Genomic DNA, 14,425 nt, shown 5'->3' on the forward strand with positions numbered 1-14,425 from the left:
CCAAGATTAAAATACAAGACTAAAATAATAAAATTAGCCATACTCACTACTATTATTTCCTGCAAATAAACACATTATAAAGCACTACCTATCGTTGTTATTTTGTATTATGGCGATATTCTTATTTAAGAATAGATAACCAACATTGAGATAAAAAAAACAACGCAAACACCATTATTCTCACTTTATGTGCTTCGTTTACATTCTTAGATAAAGGAGTGACATGAACCTAAAGCCCCGCAACAATTCTTGGAAACAAAATCTCTACATTGTCTGGTTTGGTTGTTTTTTAACGGGTGCCGGCTTTAGCTTGATTATGCCTTTTCTACCATTGTATGTAGAAGAGCTTGGCATTAAAGATCATGAGTCCTTAAACCTATGGACTGGTGTCGCTTTTAGTATTACTTTTCTCTTTTCTGCCATAGCGGCACCTTTTTGGGGAAAATTGTCAGATAGAAAAGGACGCAAATTAATGCTATTACGTTCTGCCTTAGGTATGGCGATCGTCATGGTACTCATTGGTTTTGCTCAAAATATTTGGCAACTATTAATTTTACGCGCTTTATTAGGGGTATTAGGGGGTTTTGTGCCTAATGCTAATGCTCTTATCGCCACACAAGTGCCCGTTAAAAAAAGTGGTTGGGCATTAGGAACTCTTTCTACGGGTGCAGTAAGTGGCGCATTAATTGGGCCATTAATTGGTGGAATACTTGCCGATCTCTACGGTTTACGTCCGGTTTTCTTTATTACAGCCGCGGTTTTATTTATCTGTTTTATAGTGACCCTATTTTTTGTTAGCGAAAATTTTACCCCTGTTTCTAAAAAAGATGCATTATCCACCCAGCAAGTTTTTTCATCACTCAAAAATAAAAGATTAGTCATTTGCCTGTTTTTCACCACCATGATTATCCAAGTGGCAACAGGCTCTGTTACGCCTATTTTAACACTTTATATCCGTGATCTAGCCGGCTCTATCAGTAATCTTGCCTTTATTAGTGGTGTGATTGCATCTGTTCCCGGTATTGCCGCTTTAATTAGTGCCCCTCGTTTTGGCAAATTAGGTGATCGCATAGGCCCTGATAAGGTGCTTATTTTCACATTGGGTTTATCTATTTTTATGCTTATTCCGATGGCACTCGTCAGTAATTATTGGGAACTAGGCGCATTACGTTTTTTATTGGGTGCGGTAAACGCTGCCATGTTACCTGCGGTACAAACGCTTATTTTATACAATATTACGCCTGCAATTGCTGGTCGAATTTTCAGCTATAATCAAGCCTTACGAGATGTAGGAAATGTTACTGGACCGTTAATGGGCGCGTTTGTTGCGGCCAATTATGGATTTAGAGCTGTTTTTTATTTCACCGCTGCGGTGGTATTTTTTAATCTTATTTACTCATGGATAAGCTTTCGTACCCCGCAAAGAAAATAGTCAAAAAATCCACCAATAGATTTAGTTAATAGTTTTTTTTCAATAAAAAATTACACTTTCTCTCTTAAAGGTCTAATTGTTAATTTTTTTATTTTATTTTTCATAATTTATTGTTTAATAAGAAAAATATTTACACACCATGTTTACACCTCTTTACTTTTTCTTGTCCTTTTTTTTCAAAAAATTGCAAGGTTAACTATTGCAAAATGAGATTTTTATCGACTTTTGCACTAAAAAATGGTTTATAAAGTATTAAATATGCTTTTAGTCACTGAAGTTCACTAAAAGTGTGTTAAAAATATATTAATTAAATGTAGTGGCAATTGATAACAGAATGAAATAATTCTGTATTGCCTCCTACTGATATTTTGTTCTTTTTACTTGCAAACGACCTGCAAAGGTTTTTTTTGGGAATTTAAGATGCAATCTACTCACTCAAAATCAAGCCGAACCTTTTTTGGCCATCCATACCCTTTAAGCTCTCTGTTCTTCACAGAAATGTGGGAGAGATTTTCTTTCTACGGTATTCGCCCATTATTAATCCTATTTATGGCTGCAACCGTTTATGAAGGTGGTATGGATATTCCTCGAGAGCAGGCATCTGCTATTGTGGGAATTTTTGCTGGTGGTGTTTATTTAACATCATTGCCAGGAGGTTGGCTGGCTGATAATTGGTTGGGACAACGTCTTGCGGTTTGGTATGGCTCTATCTTTATTGCATTAGGGCACCTTTCTATCGCACTTTCAGCGTTTTGGTCTCAGAACCTATTTTTTATCGGCTTATTGCTTATCGTATTAGGTACAGGCCTATTTAAAACCTGTGTCACTGTTATGGTGGGAACCCTGTATAAAAAAGATGATACACGCCGCGATGGTGGTTTCTCCTTGTTTTATATGGGGATCAATATGGGCTCATTTATCGCACCACTGATCACCGGCTTCTTAGTCCGTGATTATGGCTGGCATTGGGGCTTTGGTATTGGTGGTATTGGTATGCTAGTTGCACTACTGATCTTCCGCTTTTATGCCGTACCGACAATGCGTCGCTTTGATAAAGAAGTTGGCTTAGATTCAAGTTGGGATCGCCCTACTGTTGTGCGTCGTAATGTCGGACAATGGGTATTAGCACTTGCTGTGATATTAATTGCCATTGTTGGTTTAATTATTTCAGGCACTATTCCATTTAATCCGGTTATTGTTGCCAATTTTATGGTTTATGTGATCTCCGGCAGTGTTATCGCCTATTTTATCTATTTATTCCTATTTGCAGGATTAAGTAGTAGTGACCGTTCTCGCCTGTTTGTTTGCTTCCTATTATTAGTTTCAGCGGCACTGTTCTGGTCTGCATTCGAACAAAAACCAACCTCATTTAACTTATTTGCTAACGACTATACTGATCTAAATTTTATGGGCTTTGAGATCCCTGCGGTTTGGTTCCAGTCAGTCAATGCGCTATTTATTATTATTCTTGCCCCTGTATTTAGCTGGTTATGGCCAATGCTAGCACGCAACAATATGAATTTAAGTAGCATGAGCAAATTTGTGATTGGTATTTTATTCGCTGCAGGTGGCTTTACCGTCATGATGTACGCCTCTGAAAGCGTGCTTGCAACAGGCAGTGGTGTTTCACCATTATGGTTAATTTCCAGTATTTTATTGCTGACCCTAGGTGAATTATGTTTAAGCCCTATAGGACTTGCGACGATGACCATTTTAGCGCCAGCAAGAATGCGTGGACAGGTTATGGGCTTATGGTTCTGTGCGAGTGCATTAGGTAACTTAGCCGCAGGTTTAATGGGTGGAAATATTCGTCCTGATAAACTTGATGTTATGCCTGATTTCTTCTCTCACGTCTCTATAGCATTGGTTATTTGTGCCGTTGTTCTTGCAGCATTAATTATTCCTGTGCGTAAACTGTTACAAAGTGCAGATGATAAAGAGAATGCGCAAGCATAATGAGTTTTAGGTAACATTTTTCACCCTATAACTCAACTACGCTCCTCAAATTAGACACTTCTACTCTAATTTGGGGAGTTTTTTTATAAAATTGAAATATACACATACACCACAAATATTAGAAATAAAGAAAATAGATCTCACAGCTCTATGTCCTGAAAGTGACAATAAAAAATGATATCATAGAAGCGAAATTTACGAGATAATGCTTCAATAGAAAATTTTCGTTCTGCTTAAAATGGAGTCTTTTAATTAAATAAATTAAAATATTTAACTTTTAAAGACTATTCAATAAGATAGGACAAGCCATATGCTAAACACAAAAGAAAAAAACATATTGAGAAATATAGAAAAAAGTGTTTTATGTAGGAATATAAAATTTAATATAAAGTGTAATTTACAAACCACTTTCTTTACAATAGTTTTCTCTCTTTTCTTTATTTTTAGTAAAAGTATAACTCTTACACTACAAAGTAAAATATCAATTAGCTTATTAATCGTTCTATTTGTATATTTATTTGGATCATGGCATTCATTCCGAAATATAAAGCTAGCAACAAAATTGACAATTATATATATAAAAATAAAATTAAAAAAACTCGTTAATAATCTTAGCTCTTCATGAAAATTAAATTAACCCTGTACAGATAAAACTTTCCTCATCGAGTTGAACTAACGTTTACTAAGAGTTTGCTACCTCCTACTTCTTATTTTTACTTCCAGCCACTTTTTATCACTGTTTTGCTCTGCTAAATTGTTTCTTCTTCCTCTTTCCGATTAAGGTACTTTATGAACACGCTTCCCATTTATTATGTTAACGCTTTTACTTCAACACCTTTTTCCGGAAATCCGGCTGCGGTTATTTTGTTAGATAAATGGCTACCCGATGACACACTACTTAAATTAGCTAATGAGATTGGTTTACCTGAAACGGCTTTTTTAGTTGCCAATCATATTCGCTGGTTTACGCCTAAAGTAGAAGTTCCCCTATGTGGACATGCGACTTTAGCCACGGCTTTTGTATTAAAAACGATTAACAAAGCACCTGCGACAAGCTTTAAATTCCATTCTCTGTCTGGAGAGCTCACGGTATCTTGTCACTCTTCAAGTTTTACTCTCGATTTTCCTCAAGTACCTGCATCATTAAATCCAACTATAAAACCATCATTAGAAGCGGCACTAAACATAGATATTGAAGAAGTTTGGCAATCTCACGACAGATATACCTGCTTTGTGGCTGATCCTAACAAGGTTATTGATTATCAACCTGACTTTAATGCTATAACACAACTACCACTTCCCGGTGTAATATTGACCGCGAAAGGTCATGCGCCTTTTGATTTTATTTCACGCTTTTTTGCACCACGTAAAGGGGTTAATGAAGATCCGGTAACTGGCACTTCACATTGTGTATTAGCTCCAATTTGGGCAAAAAAATTAAACAAAGATAAATTAAATGCCAGACAAGTTTCCGCGAGGGGAGGCAATATACAGTGTGAACTCAAACAAGAGCGCTTATTGCTTACTGGTGATGCTGTACTATTTTTAACCGGTGAAATAACCTTTTAAAATTAAAGAGGAATATCATCTATTCCTCTCCTTTGCTTTCATTTTTCTCTATTTTATACTTTAGGATCATCCCTACTGTATAGAAAGATAAGGTTTTATTATGTCCACAACGGATTTATCTCTAGAGTTGCAAGATAAAATTAAACACTCAATCACCCGCGTCTCTAAAGTTATTTTTCCAACCACGACCAATCATCACTCCACACTCTTTGGCGGAACGGCATTAGCATGGATGGATGAAGTCTCTTTTATTACCGCTACGCGCTTTTGCCGTAAACGTTTAGTGACAGTTTCTACAGAGAAAATTAATTTTAATCACCCTATTCCCTCTGGCACTATTATTGAATTAGTTGGTGAGGTAATACGTGTCGGGCGTACCAGTCTAACGGTAAATGTTTCTATTTTTCTCGAAGAGATGTATGCCGAAGGGCGAGAAGAAGTGATCCATGGCCAATTTAATTTTGTTGCCGTTGATGAGCATGGTAAGCCAACCCCTTTATTCGATAAACCATCGCTTTTATAACCGCTAATCTGTCGTTTTATTCTTCAAATTAAAAACGACAGATTTTATTATGCTGTGGGTTAATTAATATCGTCCGATTTTATTTGATCAGATAAATCTTTGTGGATACTTTTCAATCACATGAAAATATCAAATAAAATCAATGGGTAAATTGATTACTCACATGTAAAGCAAGAGTTATCCACAGTTAATGTGGATAACAAGAAAGACGTTGCAACAACTTTAGCCGTTAAATAACACAAATTTTTATCACTTCAAATTCAATTTGGCATACAGTCAACTTTGCCCCCGTGATTGCACTTTCAGCCATCACTATCTCTGTTGATGATTGATAACGCCGACACACCTCTAGAGCTAATTCAATACTGGGCTCAATTAATAAAATAGCGCCGATATTTTCAACCGTCGTCGGAAAATCACTCTCTGAGGAGATGGTATAGAGTAAAGATTGCTGATCTTGGGCAATTTGTTGCGCTTTATCTGTTGCGGCTTGATTAACTCTTTGTTGTTTAGCGGAGTCACCGCCACCAGAATGCAGATAGATCATCGCTTCCTCATAAAAATATCAATAATAATTAATTTTTGCTATGTAAACACCCCATCAATATCTGTCGATATAAAGGCCGTTTATATGTAATTAGATAAGACAATGGTAGTCAACAAAAAGCCTTTAATAACAATATTATTAAAGGCTTTAGTTCTATTTCATATCTTGGTTATATTGCGTATGAGCAGTTAACAGCTTATCAATTGAAGCTTGGCATAAATAAGGTTTTAATGCGGCAAACTTTTTCTCTGACCAACTATAAATATTTAAAGATAAAAGTTGCTCTATCACTTTTGGTTCAAAGCGGTATTTAACATGCTTAGCCGGTATTCCACCAACGATACTATAAGGAGCAACATCTTTTGTCACTACACTATTTGCTGCGATAATAGCCCCTTCACCAATAGTAACGCCAGGCATAATCATTGCCCGCATACCTATCCATACACCATCGTGAATATAAGTATCACCTTTACCAATATAGGCTTCTTTAATATTGTCTAAAAATGGATAAAGAGAAAACCAATCCATACGATGAGTATGATTGCCCCCCATCAAAATAACCGCTTCAGCACCAATACAAACATAGTCACCGATATATAATTTATCGATTTCCCATAAAGGTTCCCACTGAAGGCTAAATTCATCGCCATAAAGGTAACGCACTACAGATGCTTCAAAGCCATTATCCCAACAATCACTGTAATAGCTATGCTGACCTTTAATAATAATATTCTTATTTTTTACTGTTTCGTGTAAATATTCGACACGTGACCAATGTTTCGTGTTCATACTATGACTCGCTATAAATTAATGAGCCATCAAAGAATGCTGTATTCTTTGATGATGTGTCCGCATTCCAAAACACATCATGACTAAGCAATCCGTGGTTGTAACAATAACGGATTTTGAACCTTATCCATTCCTTACACTCCTTCACCATTATTATGAATATCTATAATAATGTGACATAGAAAAACCACAAAGTTGCAACTTGTTAACTATTTTTCCAGCAACTCTGTGGTTTTAAAAATACATTATCTTCTAGCTATCAACTATGCTATTTAAAAAAATCTTTACTACCATGTGGCGCACAACGCAAATATTGCGGAGCGACTTTAATGGTCTGCTTTAATTTTTCAGCCGCATGCCAAGGCCAACGAGGATCATAAAGTATTCCTCTGCCTAATGCGATAAAATCAGCTTGTTCAGTCAGTAAAATAGCTTCTGCTTGCTCTGGCTCTGTAATTAACCCAACCGCAATCACGGGTAATTGTGTTTCATTATAGATGGCTTGAGCAAAAGGAACCTGATAATTAGGTCCTAGCTTGATGGCTTGTTTGTCTGATAAGCCACCGGAAGAAACATGAATATAGTGGCAACCGAGATCTTCAAGATGTTGAGTTAATGCGATAGAACTTTCCAGATCCCATCCTCCCTCAACCCAATCAGTCGCCGATATTCTTACTCCCACACACATTTTGTCAGAGACTGCTTTTTTGACTGCAGTAAAAACATCAATTAACAAGCGGCTACGATTATTAAAATCACCGCCATACTGATCGGTGCGATGGTTTGATAATGGTGATAAGAATTCATGCAGTAAATAACCATGAGCACCATGTATCTCAATAACATCAATACCTGCTGACTCAGCTCTTTTAGCTGCTTCAACAAATGCGTTTTTTATCTTTTCAATCTCATCAATTGTTAATGCTTGAGGCTGATGATATTGACCAAAAGCAATACTAGAAGGTGCTACTTTTTGCCAGCCATTCTCATCATCAGGAGCCAATGATTTTCCACCTTCCCATGGCAAGGATGTTGATGCTTTTCGCCCCGCATGAGCCAACTGTATACCTATTTTAGCATTAGTATGCTGTTTTATATCGCTAATAAGCTGTTTTAATGCGCGACCATGTTCCTCAGACCATAATCCGAGATCTTTATAACTAATTCTACCTCGAGGCTCTACCGCCGTCGCTTCTATAATCACTAAAGCGGCACCTGATAATGCTAATTGCCCATAGTGCATTGTATGCCAAGATGTGGGTATTCCATCTTGCGCAGAATATTGGCACATTGGTGCAACAATAATACGGTTGTCTAATTGATGAGGTCCTAATTTATTAGGCGTAAATAACAAACTCATGCAAAGCCTCCTGCTATATAAGCAATGAGACAAAAATCATTTTTATCTTATGGTTACGATTAAAAATAATTATTTGCCCTCTATCTAGTTTTAAATAAACCATCACTATAACTTAATAAGGCTAACGCATTAAATGACATAACGCGATAACCTATCTCACAGTGTGCTAAGAAAAACAGACTTCAATGGCTGATCCTAATACAACATCTAATAAAATAGCGGTATTAGATGCCATATTAGGTTATAACGCATTATAGGATATGAAATATTAATGTGGTTTTACTAATAAGAGTGATAGCTTTCTTGCAAAGGGTAAAACGAATAAAACGGTTGGAAACGCAATCATCCAAGATACCCCCCATGAAGAGAACCAAGGTGCAAACATAAGGCTATTTAAGCCCATTGTTTTTGCTGTACTAATAAAAGAAACAATGCCACACATCACAAAAGATAGGAAAAACGGAACCAGAAAAATCATGGCTCTTGGTGGCAATTTAGGTATACCCAAAATATTATTTTTATCTTGAAAAAACATAGAAAAGACCCCAATAGAAACGTGTACTACGGCATATAACCGCCAATACAACAGGCGAATACCCATAAAGGTAAAAAAATTAAGTTATATGCGTTGATTAACGTAAACGCTTACGAGTCTTGTAGACTAGACCGATGCTAGTATATAAATGAAAGTATTTTTGTCAAGTAAACTATTATCATTATCATTTGATAAAAACAATAGAACTCATGAATAACTTAAGTGAATCTTTATCTTTCAACAGAACTACACCAAGGGTAAAACATTATTACTCATATTTTGAGTTAATTTTTTACCCAATACATTTTATCGGTGAAATGCTCCCTGAGGAGGGGAGCATTTCTGACACAGAACGATTTAATTAATATTAAAAGTGATCATCTAATTGCATATTAATTCCTTTTAATAACAGTGTTTATTCCAATTAAATTGCATAATTTTATTTAGAATATTGAAATGTATAGGGTAAATAAATTAATTAACTCTGATACAACACACTTATCTTACTATATTGTTTTTTATCTAATAGTAAGAAAAGATCGCCTCTTATCTCATATTCAATATGATAAAATTATATTTTCGATATTATCCATTTTCATACAACATATTTATTATCTGCTTATTTATAATTAATGCCTTTATTTTCTATTATTAATAGAATTAATATTATCAATTTACGTTAATGCATTACTTTCTATGAGTTAACTCTTTGGTTATATTGAAATTTAAAACAATACAGTTCATCAATAAATGTCATCATCATCATAAAAGCAAGTATTTATTTATCACCTCTACAAAAGATTTATGTAGAAAGTGATTATTTTATTAATTAAACACCTTACTTTCAGTAAAAATACATATTTAATAATATATTATCTAATATTAAGAGTTGATTAATCACACTTAGCTTTATCTTTTATTATATTGCTCAAACTTTATTTGCCTTTTATACTTTCTTAAAGCATATTTTGATAGGTGTTATTATGAATATTTTATTAGTTGAAGACGATCTGCAATTGGGAAAGGCGCTCTGTCGTGGTTTAGAAATTGCTGGTTTTCAGCCCTGCTGGGTAAGATTGCTTGCGGATGCACGTGTTCAATTAAACCAAAAAGCCTTTGATTTAATGTTGCTTGATCTAGGTCTTCCTGATGGTGATGGTCAAGATGAGCTTATCGCACTAAGAAAAAGTGGTGAAAAAATACCCATTATTATTTTGACGGCTCGTACTCAAATAGATAACTTAGTACAAACATTAGATTCAGGTGCCGACGATTTCTTACCAAAACCTTTTGCTATGCCTGAATTAATTTCTCGTGTAAAAGCCGTAAGTCGCCGTATGGCCGGTTTCTCTTCACAGATTTGGTCTATTGGTGATTTACAGCTTAATCCCTCGAATCATCAAGTCACTTTAAATGGTGAACTATTGTTATTATCAGGTAAAGAGTACCAGTTATTATATGAGCTGATGCGCAATACAGATAATGTAGTACGTAAATCTGATTTAGAACAACGCTTATTTGGCTTAGATGACAAAATTGAAAGTAACTCACTTGAAGTTCATATGCACAACTTACGCCGTAAAATAGGCAAAGAGCGTATTATTACGGTTCGCGGTATCGGTTATCTCTTAAAAAAAGAAGTGAACTAAATGAAGATCCGCTCTTTCTTTATTTATACTATCTTTCTACAAACGATATCTATCGTGATGCTATGGGGCGTTTGGTTAGCTTGGATAGAATTTGATTATCTTGCTGACTTTGAAACTATCTACAATAAGCAACAAGAAATTATTGCTGAAGGATTTGCCAATACACTCGAAACGGTTTCCTCTCAACCCGAGACAGTAAAACAGATAGCTCACCATTTACAAAACATGTATATCGATACCATGCTTAATGGTGAAGATGATGATTTACACTATTTACCTTGGTTTATTGTCTTAAATAAAGATAATGATCTGATTTATACCAATAGACCGGAACTTTCTCTGCCTAAACGGGTACTATCGCTTGCCTCTGAAAAAATCTCTGTGGCTGGGGAGAAATGGTATTTATCTTATAGTTGGGGAAAACAACATAAAATTAAAGTTTTTATTGGTGAATCCGTCGAAGATAGAGGACATGTCATTGGTAACCCTATTTCCGGTACTTTTGTGCCCTTCCTATTTATTTTAGCGACAGTGATCTTGGCTATCTTAATTACTGCTTATTTTAGTTTGCGCCCTTTAAGACAAGCCGCAGAGCTGATTTCTAATCGAAAACCTCGTAATTTAACGCCAATTAATGTCGGACAACAATTTAAAGAGATCCGCCCTATCTTTAAAGAGCTTAACCAATTAATGGCAAGAATAGATGCGGCTAATATTAGAGAAAAACAATTTATGGCTGATGCGGCTCATGAGCTAAGAACCCCGATTGCCGCAGTGATTGCCCAATTACACATTCTCTCTTTAGTCGATGAAAAGCAGGAGCGAGAAGAAATTATTGAAGATATGAAACAATCTCTGGATAGAGCCGCCGCACTTTCCCACCAGCTTATTGATTTAGCAAGATTAGAGTGTGACGATTTCCCTATAAAAATAGAACCCTTTGATGTTTATAATATTATTGGTAATGCTATTGCTCAGCGCGTGCCTTATGCCTTAACAAAAAATATTGAGCTATCTTTAAATGAAGGTATGTCACTTAAAATAGAAACAGATAAACAAGCACTGCTGTCTATTTTTAATAACTTATTGGATAATGCAATCAAATATTGCCCCAATAATAGTCAAGTCGAAGTGACTATTGAACATAAAGATACCCATCATCTCAATATTATTCTGCGTGATAATGGACCAGGAATTGCACCTGAGTATATTAGCTCACTATTTTCCCGTTTTTATCGTGTTCCGGGATCACAAGGGACGGGCAGTGGTTTAGGCTTATCTATTGCACAAAATCTCGCTGAAAAAATTCAAGCAACCATTTCCATTACTGAAGGGCTACACAATAAAGGTATTGGTTTTATTATTACCTTACCGTTAAAAATTAAACCACTAGATAACGAGTAAATATATTGTAGGAGGCCTTTGCCTCCTATAATTTTAGTTAAAACTATTAGTTATGCTTATCCCCACAAAGTGGCTATCCAACGTAGCATCGCGGTAATAATAGCAGCACTTAATACCACCAAAATAAAAGGTTTCTTTTTCCAGGTTAAAACGCCCGCAACACCCACACCAATAATCTTGGCAATATCAGCGAGTTGGTCACCATCAAAAAAAGTAGATGTCATTGCAACCGAAAATAAGATCACAATTGCCGAAAGTGAAAACATTTCTTTGACCCGCTCAGACATCCCCGTTTTATTATTTAATAAGATACCGGAGATGCGCATGGCATAAGTTCCTACGGCTAAAATAGCGATACCTGCGATAAGTGAAGTTGTTGAGATCATATTTTTCTCACCACAAATAAAACGCCTAACAAGGATAATAAAACTGGTATTCCCGCAGGGAGAAACAGTGTCGTTGCTAAGGCAATCACACTACCAATAATAGCGGCTTTTCGTGTTAATTTATTTTTCAATGCCGGTAAACTCAGTGCCAAAATAATCGCTGGGAACATCGCATCTAAACCAAGCATTTTTATATCAACAATAAAAGAGCCTAAATAAACACCTAGCATAGTACCTAACGGCCACATCAGTAAAATGCCTAATCCACAAGCCCAAAATGCTAATCTATTTTGCTCAGCAGTCGATTGAGATAACCCAAAAACCACACTTTCATCATTTAATACATGAAAGCCTAATAGTGATTTAATCCCTTTTCCGGGTAACTCTTTCACCGCCATACTAAAAGGGATGTGCCTTGCATTGACCATTAAACCAGCGAGTGCCGCATAGATGGCGCTTCCTCCCATCGCAACCACTCCGATAAATAGAAATTCAGAAGCCCCTGCTAAAACAAAAATCGATAACGAAAGAGGTACCCAAAAATCGAAACCTTGAGTATGAGCTAAAGCACCATAAGATATTCCAACGATCCCATCCGCTAATGAAACAAGCAGAATATCTCTAAGTACGTTATTATCTAGACGACTGTTAATATGCATAAAAAACGTATTATTTATTGAACGATTTGTTCATTATGTTGAACGACATATTTTTTTGCAAGCTGATTTTTGAAGGAAACTATAATGTCATCACCTTCGGCACCCATTGAAATTATTTCTCAATCCATTGCTAGAGAAAGAAAAAAAGCAGGTCTTTCACTTGCAGAAATCGCAAGGCGAGCAGGGATCGCCAAGTCAACGTTATCCCAATTAGAAGCGGGACAAGGTAATCCAAGTATCGAAACCTTATGGGCTATTTGCGTCGCACTCAATATTCCGTTTTCACAACTGATTTCCTCACCTAAACCAGAAGTTAAAGTGATCCGCAAAGGTGATGGATTTAAAATTAGTGCAGAAAAGGCCTATTACCATGCCTTTTTATTGTCATCTTGCCCCAATGGCGCTAAGCGCGATATTTATACGGTTATTGCTCAGCCGGGTAAAGATAGAGTATCAGATCCTCATAGTAAAAATGTCACAGAACATATTCTTATAATTAGCGGTCGTGCCATTGTCGGTACTTTAGATAATCAACAAGAGTTATCTCCCGGTGACTATATTTGTTACCCTGGTGACGTTACTCATGTGCTACGTGCATTAGAGCCAGACACTACCGCTGTCATGATCATTGAACATCACAATTAGTGACAATGGTATTATCGCACTGATTTTTCGGATAACGTCAAAATCAGTGCAATAACAATTCACTATGGTTTAACACCAGCTTTCTCAAGATAAATTTCTCTTAAGCGTTGTGATAACGCCCCTACCTTACCTTGATTTATTTTTTCATTATCAATGGAGATCACCGGCCAAATTAAAGTGGTCGCTGAACTAATAAAAGCCTCTTTGGCTTGTTTCGCTTCTTCAAGTGTAAATAAACGCTCAATGATGGTGAGTTTTTGTTCTTTGGCTAACTGAATAATCGCTTGTCGCGTGATCCCCGGTAAAATATCTTGGCTTAATGGACGAGTGATAATTTCATCTTGCTGATTAACAATAAAGAAATTACTTGAACTCCCTTCGGTGATATAACCCTCTTTGATAAAAATAGCATCATCAGCACCTTGCTGATGCGCATGATGTTTTGCTAAACAAGCAGCAAGTAATGCCACCGTTTTAATATCACAGCGTTGCCAACGAATATCTTCAACACTTACGACAGAAATCCCTTTGCTTGCATTAGGATGATTTACCACCGTTGAGTGTTGAACAAATAGCACGAGTGTAGGGGCGACTAATGAAGACGGAAAATCAAAAAAACGTGATGAATCGGCGCCACGAGTAACTTGTAAATAGATAAGTCCTTCATGTAGATGGTTCTTATCAATTAATTGCCTGTGGATCTCTTTTAATTGCTCTTTTGTTAGTGAAAAAGGCATTGATAATGCTTTACAAGAGCGCTGTAAACGTTGAAAATGCCCTTCAAAATCAATTAATTGCCCGTTAATAACGGCAGTAACTTCGTAAACGGCATCAGCAAATAAGAAACCTCGATCAAAAACAGAGATATTAGCTTGTTCTTTAGGTACAAATTGGTTATTTAAATACACAATCTCAGACATTTTACCTCCGTGATAAATTGTATTAACCTTGATAACTTTTCACCACAC

The 14,425-nt window shown here is 36.1% G+C and carries 14 protein-coding genes; 7 read left to right on the plus strand and 7 right to left on the minus strand.

Translation table 11 applies throughout. The annotated features are described in order from the left end of the window. Positions 1–223 precede the first annotated feature (223 nt). The 4 genes from mdtG to PMI_RS08275 all read left to right on the plus strand — a co-directional run bounded on the left by mdtG (position 224) and on the right by PMI_RS08275 (position 5,480). The gene (gene mdtG, locus PMI_RS08255; RefSeq protein WP_012368071.1) at positions 224–1,432 is read left to right on the plus strand and encodes a multidrug efflux MFS transporter MdtG; all 1,209 of its coding nucleotides are present in this window, start codon (positions 224–226) and stop codon (positions 1,430–1,432) included. 420 nt (positions 1,433–1,852) lie between these two features. Next, positions 1,853–3,388 carry a peptide MFS transporter gene (locus tag PMI_RS08260; protein WP_004250754.1) on the plus strand — a complete coding sequence of 512 codons (1,536 nt, stop codon included), beginning with the start codon at positions 1,853–1,855 and terminating at the stop codon, positions 3,386–3,388. Positions 3,389–4,177: 789 nt separating this feature from the next. After that, on the plus strand, positions 4,178–4,957 hold the full coding sequence (locus PMI_RS08270) for a PhzF family phenazine biosynthesis protein (protein WP_012368073.1): 780 nt from the start codon (positions 4,178–4,180) through the stop codon (positions 4,955–4,957). A gap of 100 nt (positions 4,958–5,057) precedes the next feature. Beyond that, positions 5,058–5,480: an acyl-CoA thioesterase gene (locus PMI_RS08275; protein ID WP_012368074.1), complete on the plus strand. Its 423-nt coding sequence runs from the start codon at positions 5,058–5,060 to the stop codon at positions 5,478–5,480. 229 nt (positions 5,481–5,709) lie between these two features. On the opposite strand, the gene PMI_RS08280 is transcribed toward PMI_RS08275, so the two are convergent. The 4 genes from PMI_RS08280 to PMI_RS08295 all read right to left on the minus strand — a co-directional run bounded on the left by PMI_RS08280 (position 5,710) and on the right by PMI_RS08295 (position 8,714). Then, positions 5,710–6,027, minus strand: coding sequence for a hypothetical protein (locus PMI_RS08280; RefSeq protein ID WP_004243593.1), 318 nt, complete (start codon positions 6,025–6,027; stop codon positions 5,710–5,712). Positions 6,028–6,180: 153 nt separating this feature from the next. Then, a complete protein-coding gene (locus PMI_RS08285) occupies positions 6,181–6,819 on the minus strand; it encodes a CatB-related O-acetyltransferase (RefSeq protein ID WP_004250749.1) in 639 nt (212 codons plus the stop codon). A 268-nt stretch (positions 6,820–7,087) separates the two neighbouring features. Then, positions 7,088–8,179, minus strand: coding sequence for an NADH:flavin oxidoreductase/NADH oxidase (locus PMI_RS08290; protein ID WP_012368075.1), 1,092 nt, complete (start codon positions 8,177–8,179; stop codon positions 7,088–7,090). Between the two features lie 268 nt (positions 8,180–8,447). Beyond that, the gene (locus PMI_RS08295) at positions 8,448–8,714 is read right to left on the minus strand and encodes a DUF2798 domain-containing protein (RefSeq protein ID WP_012368076.1); all 267 of its coding nucleotides are present in this window, start codon (positions 8,712–8,714) and stop codon (positions 8,448–8,450) included. A 983-nt stretch (positions 8,715–9,697) separates the two neighbouring features. Here PMI_RS08295 and PMI_RS08300 point away from each other — a divergent pair. Together PMI_RS08300 and PMI_RS08305 are read left to right on the plus strand one after the other, a co-directional pair. Then, entirely contained in the window at positions 9,698–10,363 is a 666-nt protein-coding gene (locus PMI_RS08300; protein WP_004243597.1) for a response regulator, read from the plus strand. Next, positions 10,364–11,767, plus strand: a complete 1,404-nt coding sequence (locus PMI_RS08305) for an ATP-binding protein (RefSeq protein WP_012368077.1) — start codon at positions 10,364–10,366, stop codon at positions 11,765–11,767. It begins immediately after the preceding gene. 56 nt (positions 11,768–11,823) lie between these two features. Here PMI_RS08305 and PMI_RS08310 read toward each other — a convergent pair whose 3' ends face one another. After that, the gene (locus PMI_RS08310) at positions 11,824–12,153 is read right to left on the minus strand and encodes an AzlD domain-containing protein (RefSeq protein ID WP_004250741.1); all 330 of its coding nucleotides are present in this window, start codon (positions 12,151–12,153) and stop codon (positions 11,824–11,826) included. After that, on the minus strand, positions 12,150–12,812 hold the full coding sequence (locus PMI_RS08315) for an AzlC family ABC transporter permease (RefSeq protein WP_012368078.1): 663 nt from the start codon (positions 12,810–12,812) through the stop codon (positions 12,150–12,152). Before PMI_RS08315 ends, PMI_RS08310 begins: the two co-directional genes overlap by 4 nt. Positions 12,813–12,896: 84 nt before the next feature. On the opposite strand from PMI_RS08315, the gene PMI_RS08320 reads away from it, so the two are divergent. Further along, entirely contained in the window at positions 12,897–13,457 is a 561-nt protein-coding gene (locus tag PMI_RS08320; RefSeq protein ID WP_004250737.1) for a helix-turn-helix domain-containing protein, read from the plus strand. Positions 13,458–13,519: 62 nt separating this feature from the next. On the opposite strand, the gene PMI_RS08325 is transcribed toward PMI_RS08320, so the two are convergent. Beyond that, entirely contained in the window at positions 13,520–14,377 is an 858-nt protein-coding gene (locus PMI_RS08325; protein WP_012368079.1) for a D-amino-acid transaminase, read from the minus strand. Positions 14,378–14,425: the final 48 nt, after the last annotated feature.

It is taken from the genome of Proteus mirabilis HI4320 (genome assembly GCF_000069965.1).
In the GTDB taxonomy this organism is placed as follows: domain Bacteria; phylum Pseudomonadota; class Gammaproteobacteria; order Enterobacterales; family Enterobacteriaceae; genus Proteus; species Proteus mirabilis.